The organism is Arthrobacter glacialis (assembly GCF_002909445.1).
In the GTDB taxonomy this organism is placed as follows: domain Bacteria; phylum Actinomycetota; class Actinomycetes; order Actinomycetales; family Micrococcaceae; genus Specibacter; species Specibacter glacialis.
This window is the reverse complement of the sequence record NZ_PPXC01000001.1, coordinates 225,675-249,287: the sequence shown is the minus strand read 5'-3', so window position 1 is coordinate 249,287 and position 23,613 is coordinate 225,675. Positions and strand designations below refer to the sequence as shown.

Annotated in this window: 16 protein-coding genes; 5 read left to right on the top strand and 11 right to left on the bottom strand. The window is 61.6% G+C overall.

Annotated elements, in window-relative coordinates; genetic code table 11:
• Window positions 1-54 precede the first annotated feature (54 nt).
• Complete coding sequence (locus CVS27_RS01090; RefSeq protein ID WP_103463891.1) at window positions 55-765, top strand: hypothetical protein; 711 nt, start codon at window positions 55-57, stop codon at window positions 763-765.
• A 128-nt stretch (window positions 766-893) separates the two neighbouring features.
• Here the strand turns inward: CVS27_RS01090 and CVS27_RS01085 are convergent, their stop codons facing one another.
• Window positions 894-1,592 (bottom strand): redox-sensing transcriptional repressor Rex, encoded by a 699-nt coding sequence (locus tag CVS27_RS01085; RefSeq protein WP_243399615.1) that lies wholly within the window; start codon window positions 1,590-1,592, stop codon window positions 894-896.
• Window positions 1,593-1,772: 180 nt separating this feature from the next.
• Complete coding sequence (locus CVS27_RS01080) at window positions 1,773-2,075, bottom strand: glutaredoxin family protein (protein WP_103463889.1); 303 nt, start codon at window positions 2,073-2,075, stop codon at window positions 1,773-1,775.
• A 161-nt stretch (window positions 2,076-2,236) separates the two neighbouring features.
• Between CVS27_RS01080 and CVS27_RS01075 the strand changes: the two genes are divergently transcribed.
• Window positions 2,237-3,049, top strand: a complete 813-nt coding sequence (locus CVS27_RS01075) for an HAD family hydrolase (protein ID WP_103463888.1) — start codon at window positions 2,237-2,239, stop codon at window positions 3,047-3,049.
• Between the two features lie 80 nt (window positions 3,050-3,129).
• On the opposite strand, the gene CVS27_RS01070 is transcribed toward CVS27_RS01075, so the two are convergent.
• The 5 genes from CVS27_RS01070 to CVS27_RS21540 all read right to left on the bottom strand — a co-directional run bounded on the left by CVS27_RS01070 (window position 3,130) and on the right by CVS27_RS21540 (window position 11,714).
• Window positions 3,130-3,228 carry a 30S ribosomal protein bS22 gene (locus CVS27_RS01070; protein WP_074712200.1) on the bottom strand — a complete coding sequence of 33 codons (99 nt, stop codon included), beginning with the start codon at window positions 3,226-3,228 and terminating at the stop codon, window positions 3,130-3,132.
• A gap of 112 nt (window positions 3,229-3,340) precedes the next feature.
• Window positions 3,341-3,577: a helix-turn-helix domain-containing protein gene (locus tag CVS27_RS01065; RefSeq protein WP_103463887.1), complete on the bottom strand. Its 237-nt coding sequence runs from the start codon at window positions 3,575-3,577 to the stop codon at window positions 3,341-3,343.
• 153 nt (window positions 3,578-3,730) lie between these two features.
• Complete coding sequence (locus CVS27_RS01060) at window positions 3,731-4,858, bottom strand: 3-deoxy-7-phosphoheptulonate synthase (RefSeq protein ID WP_103463886.1); 1,128 nt, start codon at window positions 4,856-4,858, stop codon at window positions 3,731-3,733.
• 198 nt (window positions 4,859-5,056) lie between these two features.
• On the bottom strand, window positions 5,057-6,067 hold the full coding sequence (locus CVS27_RS01055; protein ID WP_103463885.1) for an acetylxylan esterase: 1,011 nt from the start codon (window positions 6,065-6,067) through the stop codon (window positions 5,057-5,059).
• Between the two features lie 223 nt (window positions 6,068-6,290).
• The gene (locus CVS27_RS21540) at window positions 6,291-11,714 is read right to left on the bottom strand and encodes a rhamnogalacturonan lyase family protein (protein WP_133159020.1); all 5,424 of its coding nucleotides are present in this window, start codon (window positions 11,712-11,714) and stop codon (window positions 6,291-6,293) included.
• Between the two features lie 327 nt (window positions 11,715-12,041).
• On the opposite strand from CVS27_RS21540, the gene CVS27_RS01045 reads away from it, so the two are divergent.
• On the top strand, window positions 12,042-14,366 hold the full coding sequence (locus CVS27_RS01045; protein ID WP_165788228.1) for a beta-galactosidase: 2,325 nt from the start codon (window positions 12,042-12,044) through the stop codon (window positions 14,364-14,366).
• Here CVS27_RS01045 and CVS27_RS01040 read toward each other — a convergent pair.
• The 4 genes from CVS27_RS01040 to CVS27_RS01025 are packed head-to-tail and all read right to left on the bottom strand — an operon-like array spanning window position 14,359 to window position 19,605.
• Entirely contained in the window at window positions 14,359-15,984 is a 1,626-nt protein-coding gene (locus CVS27_RS01040; RefSeq protein ID WP_243400004.1) for a rhamnulokinase, read from the bottom strand. The genes CVS27_RS01045 and CVS27_RS01040 overlap by 8 nt on opposite strands.
• Window positions 15,981-18,080 carry a bifunctional aldolase/short-chain dehydrogenase gene (locus CVS27_RS01035; protein ID WP_103463881.1) on the bottom strand — a complete coding sequence of 700 codons (2,100 nt, stop codon included), beginning with the start codon at window positions 18,078-18,080 and terminating at the stop codon, window positions 15,981-15,983. The genes CVS27_RS01040 and CVS27_RS01035 overlap by 4 nt, the downstream gene beginning before the upstream one ends.
• 2 nt (window positions 18,081-18,082) lie before the next feature.
• Window positions 18,083-19,249 (bottom strand): L-rhamnose isomerase, encoded by a 1,167-nt coding sequence (gene rhaI, locus CVS27_RS01030; protein WP_103463880.1) that lies wholly within the window; start codon window positions 19,247-19,249, stop codon window positions 18,083-18,085.
• Window positions 19,246-19,605, bottom strand: a complete 360-nt coding sequence (locus CVS27_RS01025; RefSeq protein WP_103463879.1) for an L-rhamnose mutarotase — start codon at window positions 19,603-19,605, stop codon at window positions 19,246-19,248. Before CVS27_RS01025 ends, rhaI begins: the two co-directional genes overlap by 4 nt.
• A gap of 125 nt (window positions 19,606-19,730) precedes the next feature.
• On the opposite strand from CVS27_RS01025, the gene CVS27_RS01020 reads away from it, so the two are divergent.
• Complete coding sequence (locus CVS27_RS01020) at window positions 19,731-20,738, top strand: LacI family DNA-binding transcriptional regulator (RefSeq protein ID WP_103463878.1); 1,008 nt, start codon at window positions 19,731-19,733, stop codon at window positions 20,736-20,738.
• A gap of 187 nt (window positions 20,739-20,925) precedes the next feature.
• A complete protein-coding gene (locus CVS27_RS01015) occupies window positions 20,926-23,556 on the top strand; it encodes a rhamnogalacturonan lyase (protein ID WP_165788227.1) in 2,631 nt (876 codons plus the stop codon).
• The last annotated feature ends 57 nt before the right edge of the window (window positions 23,557-23,613 follow it).

The following is a 23,613-nucleotide window of genomic DNA, read 5'->3' as shown; positions in this document are numbered from 1 at the left end:
GCTTCCTGGCACAAGTGTTCAGCCCGCCGCGGCAAAACTGAAAGAGCAGCTGCCATGACCACACCCGGTGAAGAATCCCAAGAGCACCCCACTCCCCGCCCGGGAAGCTATGGGGAAATAGCCCCCGGTGTCCCCCGCTATGGCCAGTACGCCCCTGCCGGATGGGAACCGCCGCAGGACGTCAAGGACGCCCAGGCAGCACTCTCCTCGTCAGCGGCACTGCCCCAGGCGTCCCAATACCCCGGATTTCAGGGTGGCCCCGCCGCCAACACTGGTGGTGGCTCCGTTGACCCGCAGTCAGCCTTGGTGCCTCCTGCCCGTGTCATTCTGGCGGTCCGCTTGATCATGACCGCCGGCATCCTGCAGGCGGCATCCGTGGTGGCGCTGCTGCTGGTGCTGCTGGTACCGGCAGTCAAGGAAAGCGTCATGGAAACTCTCCGGGCATCCATGTCGGATTACCCGGCCTTGACGGAGGCCTATGCGGACCCGGCCATCGTCAACGCAGCCTTGTTCATGGCGTTCGTAATCAGCATTGCCATGACGGTGGTTTATTTTTGGCTGGCCATCAAAATTCGACGCGGTGCCACGTGGGCCCGGACCACAGCCCTTGTGCTGGCGTGCTTTTCGCTGCTGATGCTGGGGCAGCTGAATCCCCTCAGCTTCGTCCAGATTGGGCTGGGATTGGTAGCTGTGGTTTTCCTGCACCGCTCCCCCGCCAAGGAGTTCTTCCTGGCTCACAAGGCCCGCAAGGGTGCCAACCTGTAATCTTCTCCCACGCCTGCCCGGCCTCGTGGCCTCGTGAACGGGGAGTAGTTGTTGATGTTTGAGTAAAACATCAACAACTACTCCCCGTTCACGAGGCAAAAAGGGCTGTGCGCAAACGTTGCCCCCGACTAAGTGCCCGGGCTGTCCTGCTCCAAGGTCGGGTCCTGCAGGCGCTGGGCGTGGTAGGCCAGGATCTGCAGCTCAGTGGCCATGTCCACTTTGCGCAGGTTCACGTTGTCCGGGACACTCAGGGCCACGGGTGCAAAGCTGAGAATGCTGTGGACACCAGCCGCCACCACCCTGTCGCACACGGATTGTGCCACCGCGGCAGGAAGCGCCAGGACCACCATGTTGGCCCGGGTGCCTGCCAAAACTGATTCAAGATGCGCCACGTCGCTGACCCGCAGCCAACCGATCTCGTTCCCCACCAGCAATTGATCAGCATCGAGCAACGCCACAACATCAAATCCGCGCGATTCGAACCCGGCATACCGGGCAAGGGCCCTGCCCAGGTTACCGGCACCAACTATGGCCACCCGCCACTCGTGGGTCAGACCGAGTGCCTGGGCGATCTGCCGGCTCAAATTCGCAACCTCATAGCCAACACCGCGTGTGCCGTAGGAACCCAAGTGGGAGAGGTCCTTGCGGACATTTGCTGAGCCCACTCCGGCGGATTCGGCCAGGGCTTCAGAGGAGACGTTCTCCACTCCGTCAGCAAGCAGGGCATTGAGTGTGCGCAAGTACAAGGTCAGGCGGGACACCGTGGCGGGGGGCAGCTGCCGGGCCTGTTCGGCCGGCTGGTCACCCGGGGTCTGCACTGGGATCAAGAAAACACTCCACATTCTCAAACTAGGCCGCCCCAGGTGAGGAACAGGTGTCCGCAAGATCCGCCGTTGGCCTTAGACCGTTTAAACTACTGTATGACCTGTCCTTGGTCCTCACCAAAAGCCGCACCTTGACCCGGCAGACAACAACAGGGGCAGCGGACGGCCTCGCGTTGCACCGTTCTAGGCGTCCGCCATAGCCCGCTCCAGGATGGTGCGGAGGCGAACGGGGTCGATCTGCCAAAAATCACGCTGAATTCCGTCCACCAGGACAACAGGAATTTCCTCACCATAACGGGCCGTGAGCGCGGCATCGCCGTCAAGGCTGAGCTCAGACCAGTCCAGACCCAGCCCACCAGCCACCTGGGTGAGCACCTCGCGGGCGTCGTCACACAGGTGGCAGCCCTCCTTGGTCACCAGCTCCAGCCGCGGAACACGGCGGGTGGGAGTGGTTTGATTTTTTGCGGTGTCGGGAGCAGAATCCATGCCTACAACGGTACTCGTCTGGACGGGTTCGCACAGCTGGCACGCGATTTGCCAGCCAGCTGCGTGCCTCCGCTGCCGAGAAATGAAAGTTTCACCACAGTTAAGCCCCACTTCAAGTGGCGTGAGCGGCATAGACGGGCTGGATTGACTAGACTCGATCCATGCCCGACGTGATTACCAACAGTGCCGAGGCCACCTCGACCACTGCGCACCACCAGGGCGAGGCAGCTTTCTTTGATGTGGACAACACCCTGATGAAGGGTGCCAGCTTGTTCCATGTGGCCCGCAAGATGTATCAAAAGCGCGCCTTCACCCTCGGTGACGCTGCCGGCTTCGGTTGGAAGCAAACCAAATTCATCCTGCGCGGCGAAAACATGAACGACGTTCATTCGGTTCAGGATTCTGCACAAAAACTCGCTGCCGGCATCAGCGCCGAATTTGTTCGCCAGCTGGGTGAAGAGGTCTTTGACGAAATGATCGTCTCCAAGATCTGGCCCGGCACCAAGGCCCTCACACAAGAACACCTGAAATCCGGCCGGCAAGTTTGGCTGGTGACAGCCACCCCAGTGGAGGTTGCCGGCGTTATCGCCGCGCGCCTGAACCTGACCGGTGCCCTAGGCACCGTGGCAGAAATTGAAGACGGCGTGTACACAGGACGCCTGGTGGGCGAGATCCTGCACGGTCCTGCCAAGGGACGGGCTGTTCGTGAACTGGCCGAACGCGAAGGTTTGGACCTCGCCCGGTGCTGGGCCTACAGCGACTCTTATAACGACATTCCCCTGCTCACCGCTGTGGGAAACCCGGTGGCCATCAACCCCGACGCAAAACTGCGCAAACATGCCCGTGACAACAACTGGCCCATCTACGACTACCGCTCCGGGCGTCGCGCAGCAACACTGGGACTGAAGGCAGCCACCGGAGTAGGCGCTGTCTACGGTCTGTGGAAGGGCATCTCGATCGTCCGCCGCCGCTGAGTCGTCAGCGCCGCCGTCGGACATGAAAAAAGCACCCGTCCACCGAAAGGTGAACGGGTGCTTTCGCAAAAAAAGAAGATTTACTTCTTGTTACGACGCTGGTGACGCGTCTTGCGAAGCTGCTTACGGTGCTTCTTCTTGGACATCCGCTTGCGGCGCTTCTTAACTACTGAACCCATGAAAGTTCCTCACAAACTGCATAGAAGGCCCCAAATGAGGCCCAAACGATTAGGTCGACCGATCGCAGGAATCGGTCAAAGCCGAAAATGGATCTTTCCTAGACTACCGTGCCTAACCGGTCTGCGCCGAACCGGAAGTTCCAGCAGTCCCTGTGCCATCCACCACCGCACCCTTGAGGAACGCCTCAACCGCGTTCTGCGGCACCCTGTATGACCTGCCAAAGCGGACAGCCGGGAGCTCTCCGGCGTGCACCATTCGGTACACGGTCATGTTTGACACGCGCATAAGAGCGGCAACTTCTTGAACCGTCAAGAAGTGCACATCGGAGAAATTCTGATCCTGTGTCATGACCGTACCTCGATGTTCGCTGGCAAAAGACTCTTCAAGCGTCCGACTCACAGCGCCTTCTGCCTCTAGCGCTAACTCTAGGGGCAGAAGGGGCCACTGTGATAGGTGTCCAGTGCATCTTTGCCAAGTGCAACTTTGCCAAGCGCGCGGACGTTAGGCAGCGCTTGCGCTGTTGTTGCGGCGCGCCCGTGAGCTGCGTGCAAGGTTGGCCAGCACATCGGCGCTGACATCCCAGTCCATGCAGGCGTCGGTGACACTCTGGCCGTAGTTCAGCTCAGCGGTTCCGGCGGCAACCTGCTCAACATTGAGGTTTTGGGCCCCGCCCATCAGGAAACTCTCCAGCATGACCCCGGCAATGTTGTGTGCGGAGGCGTCGTCTACTTCCAGCTGAGCACCAATTTCCAAGGCCACCTCGGCCTGGCGGTGGTGGCTCTTGCCGGAGTTGGCGTGGCTGGCATCAACAATGAGTCGCGGATTAATGCCGGCGCCGCAGGCCTGCGCGGCGGCGTCAGCCACGTCGGCCGCACGGTAGTTGGGGCCCTTGCGCCCGCCGCGCAGAATCACGTGGGTGTCCTGGTTGCCTTCGGTGCTGACCAGGGACGCGCGGCCGTTGCCGTCAATGCCCAGGAATGACTGGGGCGCACTGGCAGCGTTGCAGGCATCGAGCGAGACTTGAAGGTCGCCGTCGGTCCCATTCTTGAACCCGATGGGCATGGACAGTCCGGAGCTGAGCTGGCGGTGGATCTGGCTCTCGGTGGTCCGCGCGCCGATGGCACCCCAGGAAATCAGGTCGGCCGTGTACTGCGGGCTGATCGGCTCAAGGAACTCGGTGCCCGTGGGCAGTCCCAGCTGGGCCACCTTCAGCAGGAAGTCGCGCGCCATCTCCAAGCCCTTGGCGACGTCGTGGCTGCCATCCAGCATCGGATCGTTGATCAGACCCTTCCAACCCACGGTGGTGCGCGGCTTCTCGAAGTAGGCACGCATCACGATCAGCAGGTCTTCCTCGTGCTCCTTGGCCGTGGCAGCGAGCCGGCGGGCGTATTCCAACCCTGCCTTGGGATCATGAATGGAGCACGGGCCCACAATGACCAGCAGCCTGTCATCCACGCCGTCCATGATGGCCCGCACCTGGTCACGGCCGCGTTCGACGACGTTGCTTGCGTGGGCGTCCAGCGGAAGCGCAGCTTCAAGCTCGGTGGGGGACGGCAGCGCCGTGAAGCGGCTGACGCGCAGATTGGCGGTGGATTGGTGGGCCGGTTCGGTGGCTGCTGTGATGCTCATGAGGGGTTCCTTTGCTGCGGGCTGGCAGCGGACCCCTCTTCGGAGCCCGCCTGGAAATGGCGAAGGACAGAGAATGAATTCTCTGTCCTGTTGGCTCTGAAGGTGATTGGATGCGTGTCAGTTAGACGCGGGCCCCTCCAGAGCCAACGAAAAATACGCATACCAACGGTTTGTCATGCCCAAACCATACGCCGACATTTAGCCGGCCAGCAAATCGGCCACGTAATGCAGCTGCCGGAGCCAGTGGTGCTCCTGCCCGCCTTCATGGTTGTTGAAGCGGTAGTACGCCATTTCTTTGGCCGGTGGCTGGGCCGCTGAGCTGCCGTAGCCGTTGTAGGAGCCAAACACGGTTGTAGGCGGGCACACGTCATCCTGGCCGGCGCAGGAGTACAGCGCGGGGACGCTGGTGCGCGCGGCGAAGTGCACTCCGTCGAAATAGTTCAGCACTTCCAGGAACGGTTCATAGTCAGTGCGGTGGCGCTTGAGGAAGGCGGCGATTTCCGGGTAGGGGCCGCGCACAGCAACGTCGATGGAGCGCGGGAAGTCCTGCAGGAAGGGGACGTCGGGCATGAGCGCCACGACGCCGTCGAGCCTGCCCGCGGCCAAACCAGCTGCCGCTATGGCCAGCCCACCGCCCTGGCTGACGCCGGTGAGGATGACCGTGGATTCATCCACTTCCTCATGGGATTGGGCTGCCTCAATGGCACGGAAGGCATCCACGTAGAGGCGGCGGTAGTAGTAGCCCTCACGGGAGCTGATGCCACGCGTCATCAAACCAGGGTGTGCCACCTCGCCTGCGGAGGGGTGCGGATCCGGGGTGTCGCCGAGCAAGCCGCCATAGCCCTGGCCGCGGCTGTCCATGATGAAGTGCGCGTACCCGGCTTGGGCCCAGGAGGTGTCCTGCTGGACCAGTCCGCGACCACCGGAGTAGCCAATGTATTGGACCACCACGGGCAGTTTCCGGCCCGTGGTGCGGTTGGCGGGCAGGTGCAGCCATCCTTTGATGGGGGCGCCGTCGAAGCCGGCAAAGGTGGCGTCAAAGCTGTCGATGACGCTCAGCATGTTCTCCACCGGGGTGAAGTTGGCTTTCAGCGGAAATTCGCGAGCTTCGGCAATGGTGTCGTCCCAGAAGCTGTCAAAGTCTTCGGGCGCAGTGAGTGCTGCGGAGAAAGTGCGAAGCTTCTCGAGGGGCAAATCGAACTGTGGCATGGCTCAGGTTCCGTTCCAGTCAGGGCCCGGCACAGGATCCGGACAAACACTTTGCTAGAGACATCCTACGTCCTATGCGTTGTCTTCGCCTGTGTTTTGGGTGCATTAATGCGCTTCAGCGCCACGACTGCGCTTGAGCGGCTTGTTGGCGGTTGGGAAACCGCCAACAAGCCGCTCAAGCGCAGTTATGCGAGGTAAGACTGTTCATTCATGGTTTGCATACCTAGCCGTGGGATCGCCGACGGCGCATGAGCAGCGCACCAACTAGGAGCACAACCACACCAACGGCCAGCATGGGCAAGAGGCCGCTGGCACCAGTGGCTGAAAGTTCACTGCCACTGCTGGAACCAGCTGCCGCACTGTTCGTTGCGGCGCCACTTGCCGTCGGTGGATCAACAGTGGACGTTGGTGCCGTGGCTGGCCCCGTTGGCAGCTCAGTTGGAGGCTGCGACGGTTCCGGATTCACAGGTGCCCCCGGCGCTGGCTCACTTCCGGTGTAGGCGATGCTGGGCGCCTTGGGCGCCGTCATCCCAACACCCAGGAAGTAGGAGGTGTGCGGTGGCTGGTTGTAGGCGGTGTTTTGCCATGCCACCCCCAACCGGTAGACGGGGTCCGACTGCAAGGTCCGCAGGCGGTGATCCGTCAGATCAACGGTGGTGGCGATCCGCAATGCCGAGGAATCATCCAGGCGCGTAACAATTTCCTCGCGCCAGTCACCGAACAGATCCGCCTGAAGTGATGGGCTTCCCTTGGTGTCATTGTTTGTCAGGGTTCCCGCAGCGCGGTAGATCTCCTTGCTGGTGTTTGTTGTCCAGTCCCACTTGGAAATGGTGGGCACTCCAGTTCGGCTTGCGTCCGTCCACTCGTGGTCAGTGATCTCGCGCAGCAGGTCACCGTCCCACCAGGTGAGAAAGTTTGCGGCCGGAATGCTTGTTCCGATCAGTGCACCATCGGCTGCGTGCAGTTCACCCACTGGTGAATTCCATGCGGCAGTCCCGCCAATCGCCCATGCTTCGGCGCCTTGCTGAGTTGGATCAATGTCTGCTGCCGCTCCGCGCCCGGTGTCCTTGGTGGCCGGGATTGACCAGAGGACTTCGCCGGTGGCTGCGTCGCGGAACGTGGCGCCAATACCGTGCTTGGACGGCGCCTCCTCATGAACGGCGAACACCTCCATGCCTGGCCGTGACGGATCCAGATCCGAGACGTGGATGGCATCGCCGTGCCCCAACTTGGTGTTGTACAGGACCGATCCGTTGTCATCGATGGTCATGGAGCCAAAGACAATCTCGTCTTTCTGGTCACCATCAACATCGGCGACGGAGAACTGGTGGTTTCCTTGGCCACGGTATTCATCACCAGCGCTGTTGGAGTCAAAGGTCCACCGCTTGCTCAGGGTTGTGCCGTCAAAATCGTAGGCGGCAACGACTGTGCGGGTGTAGTAGCCGCGGCTGAAGATCACACTGGGGTGTTCGCCGTCGAGGTAGGCCACCCCTGCGAGGAAACGGTCCACTCGATTGCCATAGGCGTCACCCCAGGCACCAACGTCGCCGCGTTCAGGTGTGTAGTCGATGGTGTCAATCGCGGCGCCTGTTGCCCCGTTGAACACTGTCACGTATTCGGGACCAGAAAGAATGTAGCCGGAGGAATTCCTGTAGTCTGCCCGCGGATCACCAATCACCGTGCCAGCACCGTCCACTGTTCCATCGGCCGTCTTGAGGGTAACCTCGGCCTTGCCATCACCGTTGAGGTCGTAGACCTGGAACTGTGTGTAGTGGGCTCCAGCGCGGATGTTCTTGCCCAGATCTATCCGCCACAATCGCGTCCCGTCCAACTTGTATGCGTCAACGTACACAATGCCCGTATAGCCGGCCTGCGAATTGTCCTTGGAGAGGGTGGGATCCCACTTCAAGATGATCTCGTAGCTGCCATCGCCATCGACGTCGCCAATGGATGCATCGGAGGCGCGGTAACTGTACGGCTGCCCGTCCTTGGTGTAGTCATCGGCCGGCTTTTGCAGTGGAACATCCAATGTTTGGGCGTCCCACACAGTGAAGCTTTCAGTAGCCCACAGCTCGGCACCATTGAGGACGGTTGAGATCCTGTAGCGGGCCTTGGATGTTCCGTCGGCGTCGAGCAGGTTGGTGCTTCCCGTAACAGGGGCGTCGGTGATCTTCACGCCATCACGGTAAACATTGAAGGCGATGGAATCCGGGTCAAGGCCCAGCATGCGCCACCCCAGGTAGACACCCTTTTCGGTGTCAACGGCGACCGGGGCCCTGTCCAACCGCTCGGCCTGCCGCACCAACGTGGTCACAGCGCCGGAAGTGACTGTCTCAGATTGGTCCGAGACACCGCCTCCATTGACTGAGGCAACCGCGTACTTGTAGGCAATGGTGGTCAACACTGAGTTGTCGGTGTATTCCGGCGTGCCTGCCCGGCCCACCAGCTTGAAGTCGCCAAAACTGCCATCAGCCTTCGCATCAGCCCTGAATACTTGGTAGAAAAGTGCATTCTGGACAGGCTTCCACGCCAGCGTCAGGTCATTCTTGTTGACTTTGCCCAGCGTGGGTTTTCCCGGCACGGCAGCTTTTGCTACCGACGGATCAACAGTTGTCACGGAGATCTTGTTCGATGCCACTGACTCACTGCCGGAAAGATCCAACGCCGCGACGTAGTAGCTGTACTCGAGCCCGATCTCTGCTTTGGTGTCAGTAAAGGAAGCTGTTGTGGTGTCACCCAGGGCCTCCGCCTTGTCCGCCGTGGCGGACTTTCGGTACACCCTGTAGTTGGCAGCATCTGTGCCCACCCAGGACAAACGAACTGTTGCAGATCCGGTTTCGATGCTGACGCCGTCGGCCTTCAAAGAGGTGGGGGCCAGCAGCAGAGGCGTAATCTCAATGCCGTTGAGCCGCGATGAGTCCCCGCCCATGACCAAGTTCAGTTGACCGTCGAGGACCTGGACGGGCTGGCTGATCTTTGCCGATACCGAACCCTTGCCCGCATTGGAAGCACCGAAGTCCTTCCCTTCCAGCAGGACAGTCGATTTTGAGCTGCCAATCCAGTCACCGTTGTACGTCTTGACGGCGTAACTGCCGTTGGGAACGTCCACCACAAACTGGTGCGTTGCCGCGGGCAGGAGGAAGTCCCGCTCCACATTGTTCGGTGCCGGGTCGAAGTTGCTGCCCCTGTCCCGCCCGCCCAAACCGGCAAGGTCAAGGAACCCCCAGCCAATTTCCTTGGTGTACAGGGACTTTTCGTTGACTTCGGTGTATCCGGGCATCAGCGGATTCCCGGCAAGTTGGACATCGAATTTGTACAGGGGCGCCTTTGTCTGGATGCGCACAATGTTCGACGGCGTGGAGTCACCGCGGCCGTTGACGGCCACCACACGGAAGTCGTAGGACGCGCCTTCTGCCAGGTTTCCCACAGTGGATTGGGGCAGCGTCGAAGTGGACACCAACGCCCAGCCGCCATCACCTGCGGCTGCGTCCTTACGGAAGACCTTATAGATGTCTGCCCCTGTGACGGCTGACCAACTTAGCTGGGCACCAGCATTTGAAATGGATCCGGCCACCAGCTTTGCCGGGGCCGCGGGCACAGCGGCGGGCGGTTCAGCGGCCACCACCTCATCAGCCAATGGCATGTCCAGGGCTGAAATGCCTGTGGCCACCAGCCGCGCCATCGCGATGGCACCATATTCCTGGAAGTGGGTGTCGTCGGCCGTGCCGCTGGGCCGGGACGGGTAAACACCTGCCGGCACGTGCAAGAACACCGAGAGGGCCGCTTCGGGGCCAATGCTGTCAAGGTATGTCTTGGACAGCGCCGACAGGTCCACTAGCGCCGTTTTGCTTTGGCTGGCCAACCCACTGGCTGCTGCCACATAGTCGGGGAAGGAAACATTGAACTTGCCGGTGGCTGCATCGAAGGAGCGGCGGGAAACTGGTGTCACAATGATGGGTGTGGCCCCACGTTGCCGGGCTCCGTCCACATAGGTGCGCAAGTATTCGGCGTAGTCGGCCGGGGCGGCGTATCTGTCATCAACACCCTTGCTGTTGTCATTGTGGCCAAACTGAACAAAGAGGTAGTCGCCCGGACGGATGCCGCGCAGCACTTCATCCAGGCGGCCCTGGCTGATGAAATTCTTCGAGCTGCGGCCTCCGATGGCCTTGTTTTCCACTGTGACGTCCTCGGACAAGTAGCGCGGGAGCATCTGGCCCCAGCCTGCCTGCGGGGCATAGTCGGAGGTGTAGCTTTGCACTGTGGAGTCCCCGGTCACCCACACTGTGGGTTTGGTTCCGGCAAGCCGTGGCGACTTTTGCGTCAGGACCACAGCGTTGATGTTGGGGGCCGTGCCGCCAAATTCCAGGTTCAGCTGGCCGTCAACCACAGCAATATCAAAGGACATTTCCAGATAGTTCCCGGCCGTCCTGGCTGTTTGCTGAACTTTTGCCATCTGCTCAGCGGCGATGGAGATATCCGTGGCGCCCGTTGCATCGCCGGCTATCAAGTCAACTGTGTAGTCGCCATTGGGCAGGTCCACAACAAATTCGGTGTCCCCAACAGTGGCAAAGTCGCTGCGTAGGGCATCGGCTGTTCCCCTGTCCGTAGCTGTGACAGCGGATGGATCAATAAATCCCGCCCGGTTCTTGGCTGTGTAGGCGGTTGTGGCTTTGATACCAACACTGTTGCTTGCCACGGCGCCGTTGCCGAAGTCGAAGGTGAGCACGCCATCCTCGGGCAGGACCGGCGCAGGAGATGAAAGTGAGGATACTGCTGCCGCCGATGGCTTTGAAAGTCCGTCGCCACCTTTGGCTTGGACTTGGTAGTAGTGGACTTTGGTGGTGTCCACAGCGTCGGTGACAAAGACATCGCCGGTGGTCTCGGCGACCTTCGCGTAGGTGCCCGACACACTGTCTGAGCGAGAGACCACATAGCCTTTGGCGTCCTTGACTTCATTCCAACGCAGCATCACGGATGCGTCGGTGACATGGGCCATGCGCACGGCGGTGGGCGCAAGAAGCGCCGACGGCGCCGTTGTGGGGGTTGGTGCGGACGTGGGCGTTGGGGCACCGGTGGTGGCAGGTGGCTGCGTCTGTGCCGCCTTGATGACCACCGCGTTGACGTAGCCTCCGGCACCTTCGCCGGTGATATCAATGGTGAGCTGGCCGTCACTCACTGTTGTTTGCCAGGTTTGGGTCACCACAGCTTGGCGGGCTTGGATTGTGCCGGCGCTCTGTCCTTCCAAGGCAATGCTTGTCTTGGTGGTTGAGGTGCCAGCCAGTTGGTCGCCGGATTGCACCTCGACGTCGTAGATGCCATTGGAAACATCAGCAACGAACCCCCACGAGGCGCCCAGGACAAAGTCATTGGCGACGGCGTCCGGCACAGTAGCGGTGCGGTTCCGGGACACGGGGGCGACGCCCGCAACGGGCACAATGCCGAATCCGGTGGCGGCGCTGTAGCGGGTGGCTTCGTTGACCCCCGCCCATCCCTCACCTATGGCACTACTTGTTGTGCCGAAGTCGAATGACCAGAGCGCCTTCTGCTCGGCGGCCAGGGCTGGCACACCCATAAGGACCAGCCCACATACGGCGGTTCCGGCTATGGCCGGGCGAAGTAAATATCGGAAATGGGACGGGAACTGCATTGCATCACTCCTTGATAAAGAAAGATGTTGCGGTGACATAGCCGGTCGAAAATCCATGCAGTGATTCACATTCAACTTTGAATCGATTCACAATAGAGTCACAGATATCCCCTGTCGAGCGCGAGGAATTGATTCAGCCCAAACGGCCACTCGGCCGGGCGGGGCCGCAAGTCGCGGCACCACCTTCAAGCAAGCTGTGAGCTAACCCACATCTGAATCGATACAAACATGATTGCTGATAGTTTGCAAGGAGTTTCCAAATCATTTCCGCTTAAGACGGTAATCGCTTTCCCACGCGGTCCACTCTTGCCAGAAGGAACCCCCGCCATGCACCACGCAGTAGTTCGCCAGCCAGCGCCAGCCGTTGCCGGTCACCTCCGGATGGGAAACCCTCGCATCCGGGTGGACAGCCAGAAACTCATCAGGGATGGCAAGGCCTGGTTTCCCGTCATGGGCGAATTTCATTTCAGCCGCTACGACGCAAAGCTGTGGCGCCTTGAGCTTGAACGCATGAGGGAGGGCGGCATCACTGTTGTTTCAACGTATGTATTTTGGCAGCATCATCAGGAGCGCCAAGAGTCCTTTGTCTGGTCCGGAAACCGTGATCTGCGTGCCTTTATTGGCCTGTGCGCCGAACTGGGTTTGGACGCCGTGGTGAGGATCGGCCCATGGGTCCACGGAGAAGCACGCAATGGCGGTTTCCCCGACTGGCTCCAAGCGTTGCCGCTTCAGCACCGCAGCAACGATGAGGCGTATCTGGACCATGTTCGCCCCTTCTTCACCGAGATTGCCCGGCAACTCGATGGCCTGTATTTCGGTACCGGCGGACCAATAGTTGCCATCCAGGTGGAGAACGAACTCTATGACCAGAGCGCACATATTCTAACGCTCAAGGAACTGGCCCTGGGCTTGGGCATGGACGCTCCCCTGTGGACAGCCACTGCATGGGGCGGAGCCGAACTGCCGGAGAATGAAGTTTTGCCGCTCTATGGCGGCTACCCGGAAGCCTTCTGGGAGGATGCCCATCCGGGGTGGGCCAGGGGCAGCAGAAAGCACTACTTCTTCACTGACATCCGTGACGATCACAGCATCGGAGCAGATCTGCGCACCACTGCCTCGCTGGGCCAGGGCACCGACAGCACCCGGTACCCCTATGCGACCTGCGAGCTTGGCTCCGGGATGCCGTCGGCCTACCACCGGCGACCCATCATCCCCGCCCATGACGTTGCCGCCCTGGCCCTGGCCAAAGTGGGAAGCGGATCAGCGTGGCAGGGCTACTACATGTACCACGGGGCATCCCATCCGGTGGGTGAGTTGTCTTCCCTGCAGGAATCCATTGAAACCGGCTACCCCAACGATCTCCCAGTCATCAGTTACGACTTTCAGGCACCCGTGGGCGAGCACGGCCAGCTCAGGGAGAGCTACCACAGGCTGCGTGCCCAGCATCTGTTCCTTGCCGAAGTTGGCCCGGAGCTGGCTGGCATGCCGCTGACCTTGCCGCAGCTGCTTCCTGAGAATCTCGACGACGTGGAAACGCTCAGGTGGTCAGTGCGCAGTGACGGCCATGCAGGATTCATCTTCGTCAACAACCACCAGCCCTCCACTGACGCCTTGGCCGCCAAGGAGGAGGTCCAGTTCCGTGTGACCTTGACTGATGGAAATACTGTCACGGGGCCGGAAAATCCCGTCACAATCCCGGCAGGCGCGTATTTCGTCTGGCCGTTCAACCTTGATCTGGGGAGGGGCGCCACGTTGCACAGTTCGACGGCGCAGCTTGTCACCAGTGTGGTGGCGGGCCAGAAGAAGGTTGTTGTCTTTTCACGCACAGCGGGGATCGAACCCGTCTTCGTGCTCGACCTCGCCAATGACGACGGTTCGCTGCGCAGGGTGCGGCTGGCTTCGTCTGTGGAAGCAAGCCAGGTTGAGCTGGCCGTCACCGAGAATCTGAGCATTCTTCTCATCACCGAGGCGGCCGCACTACGCCTCTGGAAGACGGAGGTGGACGGGGTGCCCCGGCTCATTCTGGCCGAATCCCTGCTGGTCCGGGACGGGCAACTGCATCTGGACGCTGCAGTGCAACAGACACTTGGCGTGTTTCCTGCTGTGGAGTCACTTCTGGCCGTGCCCGGCTCGGTGGCACCGGACATTCGGCGGCTGGAGGACCACGGGCCGTTCCGTGAGTTCTCCCTGCACCTGCCTGCCTCGGCTGTGGAAACCACCGTCCACGTCCACACGGTGCGTGACGCCGTCGTGCTGGCGCCAAGGCGCAGCGGAGGTCCGCAGAACAGGGCTGCGGCGCCTTTGACTGAGGACTACGAGCAAAGCGCCCGCTTTGACATCACCTTTGCCGCTGAGCAGCTCCCAGTAGGCACGAAGAACGTGCTGCACATCGATTGGGTGGGCGATTGCGCCAGGGCCTTGGTGGGTGGACGCCTAGTTTCGGACAACTACTGGAATGGCCTGCCCTGGGAGATGGATCTGAGCGAGCATCGCGATGAACTGTTGCTCCATGGGCTTTCCATCAGGGCTTTTGCCTATGACCCCGGCGCAGCCATCTACGTCGAAGAAAGCATCCGCCCGCAGCGGCCCACACTGGAGATTTCCAGCGTGGGCATCCGTCACAGCGCACTGGTTCCGGTGACAATCAGCTGATGGGCAGGTACCTGACACACTGGTGACTCGCGGCCACTACTGCCCGCAATTCACCCCGGGTAGCCGGTGCGGCGCCGGCTGCCCGGGCCTGGATCAGCACGTTTCCCAAAGCCGTGGCTTCCACGGGCCCGGCCTCCACGGGCAGGCCCGTGGCGTTGGCGGTGAGCTGACACAGCAGCTCATTTTGAGATCCGCCGCCCACAATGTGGATAACCTCAACAGCCTGTCCAGAGAGTTCAGCAGCTTCCCGAACGGTTGCCGCATAGGCTGCGGCAAGGCTTTCCAGAATGCAGCGCACGACGGCGGCCGGCCGGGTATCCAGGGCACCTCCCTTGGCGTGCACGGCGGCCCGGACGCGCCCGGGCATCCCGCCCGGGGCAATGAACTCCTGCGAATCCACGTCGATGCGCGGCCCGCCGGGCGGTTCAGCTGCTGCCGCGACCAACAGCTCCGTGAGCGAGGGCGCCACAGTCCCAGCGCTGGCCGCAGCTTCATCCCAGGAGCGCATGGATTCGCTGAGCAGCCACAGGCCGCCCACATTGCGCAGGTAGCGGATGGTTCCGTCCACGCCGCGCTCGTTGGTGAAGTTCGCCAGGCGGCTGGCCTCACTCAGAACCGGTATAGCCAATTCAACACCCACCAGCGACCAGGTGCCGGAGGAGATGTAGGCAAAATTCTTGCCCGCAGCCGGCACAGCGGCAACGGCAGAGGCAGTGTCGTGCGACCCAACGGCCACCACCGTGGTTGTTGCTGGTAACCCGGTGTGCGCGGCAATCTCCGGGCGAAGCGTGCCGATGGTGTCCCCGGGCTCAACCAGCGGCGGGAACAACTCCGCCGGCAGTCCCAGAGCAGCCAGGAATTCCGTGGCCCACTCCCCGGCCACGGCATCAAAGAGCCCCGTGGTGGAGGCGTTGGTTGACTCTGCGCGCCGCACACCCGTGAGTTTGAACGCGATCAGGTCCGGAATCAGCAGCGCGTGCCGGGCGGTGAGATCCTGACCGGCAGCCTGTTCAGCGGCCAGTTGGTAGATGGTGTTGAAGGGCAGGTGCTGCAGACCAGTGGTCTGGTACAGCTGTTCCGGACTGATCCGTTCATGGACGCTGACAACCTGTTTGGCTCCGCGGCCATCGCGGTAGCTAAACGGAGGCCCGGCCATGGCACCGTCGGCATCAATGAGACCGTAGTCCACGGCCCAGGTATCGATGCCGATACTGGCGATCTGCCCGACCACCGTGGCGGCATACTCTGCCGCCGCGGCGAGCCCCACCAGGACCTGGTCGAAGAGCCCATCCAGATCCCAGTGGAGACTGCCGTGTTCTGGCGCGGGGTGTTCCATGACACCGTTGGGGAAACGGTGCACCACTTCCAGCGACACCTCACCACTGCCGATATTGCCCACAATGACCCGTCCCGAGGACGCCCCAATATCGACGGCGGCAAACAACGGAGCCGCGGGGCTGGTTTCTTCGGAGGCGACGTCAATCCCCGGGCGCTCCCACTGCTCGCGAGCTCGCAGCGGGTCCCGCGCGCCCGTGGACCCAAGACCGGAGGCCGCCCGCGGCCGAGGGTCGGGAAGTCGCCGAGAAGATGCCGGCTCCGCGGCTCTCATGTCTGTCATCGCAGGAAGGCTGCTGCCACGCCGGCGTCGACGGGAATGTGCAGCCCCGTGGTGTGGGAGAGTTCGGCGGAGGTCAGTACTGCCGCGGCGTTGGCCACGTTTTCCGGCAGCACCTCACGCTTGAGCAGCGTCCGCTGGGCGTAATACTCACCCAGCTTCTCCTCATCCACCCCGTACACAGCCGCCCGCTTGGCCCCCCATCCCCCGGCAAAGATGCCGGAGCCGCGAACCACGCCGTCGGGGTTGATGCCGTTCACGCGGACGCCGTATTCGCCCAGTTCGGCAGCCAGCAGGCGCACTTGGTGGGCTTGGTCCGCCTTCGTGGCCGAGTAAGCAATGTTGTTGGGTCCGGCAAACACCGAATTCTTCGAGGAAATGTAGATGATGTCCCCGCCCATGTCCTGCTCGATCAGCACCTTTGCCGCAGCCTTGGAGACCAGGAAGGAGCCCTTGGCCATGACGTTGTGCTGCAGATCCCAGTCCTTTTCGCTGGTTTCCAGCAAGGGTTTGGAGATGGACAGCCCGGCATTGTTGACCACCAGATCCAGCCCGCCGAAGGCCAGTACGGCGGCATCCACGGCGCCCTGAACGGCGGATTCATCCGTGACATCGGCGCGAATGCCGATGGCCACGTCCGGCCCACCCAACTCCTGGGCCACGGCCTGGGCCGCGTCAAGGTTCAGGTCCGCAATGACAACGCAGGCACCCTCCGCGGCAAGACGGGTGGCAATGGCTTTTCCAATGCCCGACGCCGCCCCGGTCACCAGGGCGATGCGGCTTGCGTGGGACTTGGCCTTGGGCAGGCGCGCCAGCTTCGCTTCTTCCAACGCCCAGTATTCGATCCGAAACTTCTCGGCCTCGTCAATGGGTGCGTAGGTGGAGAGTGACTCGGCGCCGCGCATGACGTTGATGGCGTTGAGGTAGAACTCGCCGGCCACGCGTGCGGTCTGCTTGTTGGCGCCATAGGAGAACATGCCCACGCCCGGGATCAGCACAATGGCTGGATCGGCCCCGCGCATGGCGGGAGAATCAGCAACCGCATTGCGCTGGTAGTAGGCAGCGTAATCCGTGCGGTACTCCGTGTGGAGTTCCTTCAGGCGAGCGATGGATGCCTCCACCGAAGCGTCGGCAGGCAGGTCCAGGATCAGGGGCTTGACCTTGGTGCGCAGGAAGTGGTCCGGGCAGCTTGTGCCCAACGCGCCCAGCCGCGGGTGTTCGACTGACGCCAGGAACTCCAGCACGGCGGAATCGTCGCTGAAATGCCCCACCGCGGCCTTGTCCGTGGAGGCCAGTCCGCGGATGGTCGGGGCCAGGGCGGCAGCCTTGGCCTTTCGCTCGGCGTCGGACAAGGCAGCGTAGCCGGGCAATTCCGCTCCGAAGGGGCGCGTGCGGCCGTGGGCGTTGATGTACGCCTCTGCGGTTTCAATGATCCACAGGGAGTTGGCTTCGGCTTCTTCACTGGTATCGCCCCAAGCGGTGATGCCGTGGCCACCGAGGATGGTGCCGATCGCCTCGGGGTTGTTCTCCTTGATGGCCGCAATGTCCAGGCCCAGTTGGAATCCGGGGCGGCGCCACGGAACCCACGCCACCTTGCTCCCAAAAATCTTGGCCGTCAGTGCTTCGCCGTCGGCCGCGGTTGCAATGGCGATACCGGAATCCGGGTGCAGGTGGTCCACGTGGGCGGCATCAACCAGGCCGTGCATGGCCGTGTCGATCGACGGCGCGGCACCACCTTTGCCGTGCAGGCAGTAGTCAAAGGCCGCGACCATTTCATCTTCGCGTTCAACACCCGGGTACGTGTTGACCATGGCACGCATGCGGTCCAGACGCAGCACGGCCAAACCTGATTCCGCCAGCGTGCCCAGGTCCCCGCCGGAGCCTTTGACCCACAAAAGCTCCACAGGCTCACCGGTGACCGGATCCGTCGCCGTACCCTTGGCCGAGGTGTTTCCGCCGGCATAGTTGGTGTTGCGCTTATCCGCACCCAACCGGTTGGATCGGGCAATCAAATCGGCCACGGCGGGATGGGTGCCATTCGCGGGCTCGACCCCGGAAACATTGGCGGGGGCCGCTGCGGTATTGGTTGTGCCGGTCATGGCTATGCTCCCCATCCGGCCTGGGTGCCGCCCACGCGCTGGTCATTAATCAGTTTCTGGTAGCCGCTGGCGGCAAAGGCGGCCAGCGGGTCTGCGGGCAGGCCGCGGGATTCACGCCAGTCTGCCAAAACTGGGCGGACATCCGTGTAGAAGGCGTCGGAGAATACAGCGTTGGCTCCCAGCACATCCCCGGCTGCTTGGGCCTCGGCCAGGGCGACCCTGTCCACGAGCAGGGCGCGGGCAGTCATTTCCTGCACATTGAGCACCGAGCGGATCTGGCCGGGAATCTTTTCCTCCAGGTTGTGGCACTGGTCCAGCATGAGCGCCACACCAGAATCAGGACCCAGACCATCACCGCGAATCACTTCATACATGATGCGGAACAACTGGTAAGGGTCGGCAGCACCCACAATGAGATCATCGTCCGCGTAGAAGCGGGAGTTGAAGTCAAAGGAACCGAGTTTGCCCAGGCGCAGCAGCTGGGCCACGATGAATTCAATGTTGGTGCCGGGGGCGTGGTGGCCCGTGTCCAGGCAGACCAGCGCCTTCTCACCCAAGGCCAGGGTGTGTGCGTAGGATGTTCCCCAGTCCGGGACGTCCGTGTGATAAAAAGCCGGCTCAAAAAACTTGTATTCCAGCACCAAACGCTGGTCATCGCCCAGGCGGGCGTAAATTTCCTGCAGGGATTCGGCGAGGCGGTCCTGGCGTCCGCGCATGTCCCCCTGTCCGGGGTAGTTGGTGCCGTCGGCGAGCCAAATCTTCAAGTCCTTGGAACCCGTGGCGTCCATGACATCGATGCATTCGAAGTGGTGGTCAATGGCTTGGCGGCGCACTTGCGCATCGAGGTGCGTGAGGGAACCGAACTTGTAAACATCATCCTGGAAAGTATTGGAATTGATGGTGCCCAGGCCCACGCCAAGATCGGCGGCGTAACTGTTCAACTCCGAATAGTCATCGACCTTGTCCCACGGAATGTGCAGGGCCACCGACGGCGCCAGCCCCGTGAGTTTGTGCACCTGGGCGGCGTCGGCAATTTTCTCCTGCACAGTGCGGGGTGTGCCCGGTGTGCCGAACACCTTGAAACGGGTGCCTGAATTTCCATAGGCCCATGAGGGGACCTCGATGGCCAGTTCATCCAAGCGACCCAGGGCCGCTGCAAAATCCGTCATTTAGCTGTTCCTTCGTTGTGATCGCTGACGGCGGCCAGCTGGTCTTCCAGATTAAAAACTTCTTCCATCACGATGAATCCCTCATCCGGCGCACCATCGGCGGCCGGGAAGAGCTTCGCCATCTGCTCCTGCCACCGGGCGTTCACCCCGGTGAGGGCCATCCGGGCACGTGCGGCGTCAAGATCGTCGCAGTCAACAAAACCGATCAAGAGCCCGTCCGCACCCAGGTGCAGCGTGTAGTCATTCCACCCGGCTGCCTTGAGCTCGCGCAGCATTTCCGGCCACACCTGCGCATGGGCCAGCTTGTAGGCCGGGATCTTGCTGGGATCCACTGCGGAACGAAAACAAACACGCATTTTGCTTCCAAACTCTTGAAACGATTCATTAGTACGATTCAAAGTACACTTGAGCACGAAGCAATGTCAACCATGGCCCGGCATGAAAACTGCCTTTAATTGGGTATCGAAGGTGGAGAGATTTCATGCGGGCAGCAAGCATTAAAGATGTAGCAAATCACGCGGGCGTGGCCGTAGGCACAGTCTCGAACGTCCTGAACTACCCGGACCGGGTTGCCGAGCGGACCCGAGCCCGGGTTCTGGACTCCATCTCAGAACTCGGCTTTGTGCGCAATGACGTGGCACGCCAGCTGCGCGCCGGGCACAGTCGCACCATTGGCCTGATTGTGCTGGACATTGGCAACCCCTTCTTCTCCTCCATTTCCAGGGCGGCAGAAGACGCCGCCGCGAAAAGCGGCAATGCTGTAGTCCTGGGCAATAGCGGCCACAACACCGGCCGCGAGCAGCACTACATTGACCTGTTCGAGGAGCAGCGGGTACAAGGCGTGCTCATCTCCCCGGTCTCCGATACCTCCGCGCGGTTGGCTGCGCTGGCAGCGCGGGGCATCAAGGTGGTCCTGGTGGACAGCCCCTCAAGCGAGGGGCAGTTCAGCTCCGTCTCCATTGACGACGTCTCCGGCGGCTACATGGCCACCAAGCACCTGCTGGACATTGGCCGGCGCAGAGTAGCCTTCGTGGCCGGGCCGCAACAATTTCACCAGGTCACCGACCGTCTGGCCGGCGCCCAGCGCGCCGTCCTGGAAGTTCCCGGGGCAACTCTGGAGGTCCTGCAGGCCAGCGACTTGACGGTTCTGGCTGGCCGCGAGGTGGGCGATGCCCTCGTGGAGCGCGAGCGCGAGCTGCTGCCCGACGGCCTGTTTTGCGCCAATGACCTCCTGGCCCTGGGCGTCATGCAGTCGCTGACCATGCTCCACACCCTGCGAATCCCCCAAGACGTTGCCTTGGTGGGCTATGACGACATCGACTTTGCCGCCTCCGCCGTGGTGCCCCTGACCTCAATCCGGCAGCCCACCACACTCATTGGCCAGACAGCCATTGAACTTCTGGCAGAACAGTTGGAAACCCCGGACGCCAAGCCGCGTTCGGTGGTCTTCAAGCCCGAATTGATCGTCCGGGCCAGCACGGCCCAGTAGGGGCGAATCCCGTCACGGCGGCGCCTTAGCTGACGCAAAGATTGCACCCCCAGCATCCTGTCCGAATAGATAGTGAATCGTATCAATTGCCGAATATCTCTTGACCTGACCCTTTCCTGATGGCTACGCTCGGCGACGGAAAGCGTTATCCCAATGAGGGGCGAACCGCCCAGAGATGGATTCAATGATGAATCTCAATAAACACCCATTCCGCACGGCCTTGGCGGTGACGGCCTGCGCAGCTTTGGTGTTAGGCGCCGCACAGCCAGCCAGCGCAGCCAACCACGAGCCCCCAAAGACGAGCGCCGTACAACTTGAAGCCTTGGACCGGGGACTCGTGGCGGTCTCCACCAGCGAAGGCGTATTCCTCAGTTGGCGGCTGCTCGCCCCGGAAACCACCGGCGCATCAGAAACAGGAATGACTGGCCCGAACTTCGCCGTCTACCGTGACGGCGTCAAGCTGGCCATCGTCACGGACAGCACCAATTTCGCGGACACCTCAGGATCGGCGTCATCTCGATATTCAGTGGCCGCGGTAGTGAACGGCATCGAACTTACCCAAAGCAGCACCACCACGGCCTGGGAAAAGGGTTATCACGACATTCCGTTGCAGAAACCTGCCGACGGCGTCACCCCCGCCGGCGCCCCGTTCAGCTACTCCGCCAGCGACGTTTCCGTGGGCGATGTGGACGGAGACGGTGCCTACGAATTTATCGTTAAATGGGATCCGTCCAACGCCAAGGACGTCTCCCAGGTGGGCTACACCGGAACTGTCTACCTGGACACCTATAAGCTCAACGGCACGCTGCTCAACCGGATAGACCTGGGTGTGAACATCCGGGCCGGCGCCCACTACACCCAGTTCATGGTCTACGACTTCGACGGCGACGGCCGTTCTGAAACCATCCTCAAGACGGCACCTGGCACAAAGTCGACCAGCTACACAGCGGATGGAAAAGTCCAGAAGCAGTCGTTCGTGACGCTGCCCAAGGATGACATCAAGGCCGGCTACTCCAACCAGGACGACTACCGCCTCAGCGCCGCCGGCTACCACGAGCACCTGGTGGAAATGTTTCAGGGCTGGTCAAAGCACCCGGAAGTGGTGGCCGGCAACTGGCCAGCAACGATTGAACAAGCTCTCGGCATCCCCGTGACCCACAGCTACCCCCTGTCCCGCACCGACGCAGAGGATTTGGTGGACTACTTCATGGACGTCTACGCGCCGTCGCGCAGCGCAAACAACAAATTGCGAACCTTTGAAGGGTTTATCCTGGCCGGCCCCGAGTACCTCACCGTATTTGACAGCGCCACCGGCAAGGAACTCCAGACGGTACGTTACGAGCCCGGGCGCGGAGACGACGGGCTGATGTGGGGCGACTACGCAATGTCCCGGATCGAACCCGGCAACCGTGTGGACCGCTTCCTGGCCGGCGTTGCCTATCTCGACGGCAAGCGGCCATCGGCCGTATTTGCCCGCGGCTACTACACCCGCACCACCATGGCCAGCTACGACTGGAACGGAAAAACGCTCAAGCAGCGTTGGCTCATTGACAGCGGGCACGCCCCCATGAGCAATCCCTTCAAGGACTCCCCGCATGGTCGTGACGGAACAGACCCCGTGTACGGCAAGATCACTACGCAAGGCTTCCATTCCCTGAGCGCTGCGGACGTTGACGGCGATGGCAAGCAGGAGATTGTCTACGGCTCGGCCACGATCGACGACGACGGTTCGGTCCTGTACAGCTCCTTCGACGACCTGCCACCACTGAGCAGCGCCCCGGGTGAAAGCGCACGCCTGGGGCACGGCGACGCCATGCACGTGGCCGATATTGACCCCAACCGGCCCGGACTGGAGATCTTCACAGTCCACGAAGGGGCCACAAGTGCCCCCTACGGTTCAGCCATGCGTGACGCGGCAACCGGGGAGCTGATCTTCAGCGCCTACTCGGGGAAGGACACCGGCCGCGGCATGATTGGTGATGTGCGCCCCGACGTGGCCGGCATGGAAGTTTGGTCGAGCATGCCCGGCGGAACCGAAGCCAGCGGGTTGCTCAGCGCCACCGGCCAGAACTTGTCAGCATCAACCCCGGGAACCAACCAGTCCATCCGATGGTCCGCCCAACTGACCACCCAAATCGTCAATGGCAGCGGCGATTCCACACCGACCATTGACGATTGGGCAAAGGGTACGGTGTTGACCGCCAGTGGCACGCGCACCAACAACGGCACCAAGGGCACGGCGTCATTAGTGGCTGACGTTTTCGGTGACTGGCGCGAAGAACTGCTGGTGCGGACCGCAGATTCCAGTGCGCTCCGCATCTACACAAGCACTGAGGTGGCGAACCACAAACTGACCACGCTCATGCACGATCCGCAATACCGGGTTGAAATTGCGCGGCAGAACACCACCTACAACCAACCCGCCTACACCAGCTATTACCTTGCCAGTGACATGGACTTCACCAAGGTCCCCTTGCTCACCACAGCCGAAACTCCTGCGGCACCGACTTTTGTCAATGCCGGGAAATCCCCCCCACGGGATAGTCATTACACCGAACTCAAGCTCGATGGACTATTACCTCGACGGGGTCAAAGCGAAGCCAGGCTCCACCAAGGTCAAGCAGCGCACAGTGACGGTGACGGCGGTGCCCAAGCCCCATTTCTCCATCACAACAGGCAGCCAATCCAGCTGGACCCACACGTTCGCCAAGTAGCTGCTGAGAGCCCCGCTGGGCCAGTCAGGGGCCGCCTCGATTTCCACTGTAATGGTGTATGCCGAGGCGGCCCCTTGCCGGGGTCACGATGCGCGGGCGGCTAGCAGCTCATATTGACCACATAACGCATTTTTGATACGTTTCACTTAACGTGGTGGCGA

Excerpts from the sequence above, each read along its gene's own strand:
- CVS27_RS01060 (WP_103463886.1), bottom strand. The coding sequence starts at position 4,858 with ATGAGCATCACAGCAGCCACCGAACCGGCCCACCAATCCACCGCCAAT.
- CVS27_RS01045 (WP_165788228.1), top strand. The coding sequence starts at position 12,042 with ATGCACCACGCAGTAGTTCGCCAGCCAGCGCCAGCCGTTGCCGGTCAC.
- CVS27_RS01055 (WP_103463885.1), bottom strand. The coding sequence starts at position 6,067 with ATGCCACAGTTCGATTTGCCCCTCGAGAAGCTTCGCACTTTCTCCGCA.
- rhaI (WP_103463880.1), bottom strand. The coding sequence starts at position 19,249 with ATGACGGATTTTGCAGCGGCCCTGGGTCGCTTGGATGAACTGGCCATC.
- CVS27_RS01025 (WP_103463879.1), bottom strand. The coding sequence starts at position 19,605 with ATGCGTGTTTGTTTTCGTTCCGCAGTGGATCCCAGCAAGATCCCGGCC.
- CVS27_RS01090 (WP_103463891.1), top strand. The coding sequence starts at position 55 with ATGACCACACCCGGTGAAGAATCCCAAGAGCACCCCACTCCCCGCCCG.
- CVS27_RS01070 (WP_074712200.1), bottom strand. The coding sequence starts at position 3,228 with ATGGGTTCAGTAGTTAAGAAGCGCCGCAAGCGGATGTCCAAGAAGAAG.
- CVS27_RS21540 (WP_133159020.1), bottom strand. The coding sequence starts at position 11,714 with ATGCAGTTCCCGTCCCATTTCCGATATTTACTTCGCCCGGCCATAGCC.
- CVS27_RS01080 (WP_103463889.1), bottom strand. The coding sequence starts at position 2,075 with ATGGATTCTGCTCCCGACACCGCAAAAAATCAAACCACTCCCACCCGC.
- CVS27_RS01065 (WP_103463887.1), bottom strand. The coding sequence starts at position 3,577 with ATGACACAGGATCAGAATTTCTCCGATGTGCACTTCTTGACGGTTCAA.
- CVS27_RS01075 (WP_103463888.1), top strand. The coding sequence starts at position 2,237 with ATGCCCGACGTGATTACCAACAGTGCCGAGGCCACCTCGACCACTGCG.
- CVS27_RS01035 (WP_103463881.1), bottom strand. The coding sequence starts at position 18,080 with ATGACCGGCACAACCAATACCGCAGCGGCCCCCGCCAATGTTTCCGGG.
- CVS27_RS01040 (WP_243400004.1), bottom strand. The coding sequence starts at position 15,984 with ATGACAGACATGAGAGCCGCGGAGCCGGCATCTTCTCGGCGACTTCCC.
- CVS27_RS01015 (WP_165788227.1), top strand. The coding sequence starts at position 20,926 with ATGAATCTCAATAAACACCCATTCCGCACGGCCTTGGCGGTGACGGCC.
- CVS27_RS01020 (WP_103463878.1), top strand. The coding sequence starts at position 19,731 with ATGCGGGCAGCAAGCATTAAAGATGTAGCAAATCACGCGGGCGTGGCC.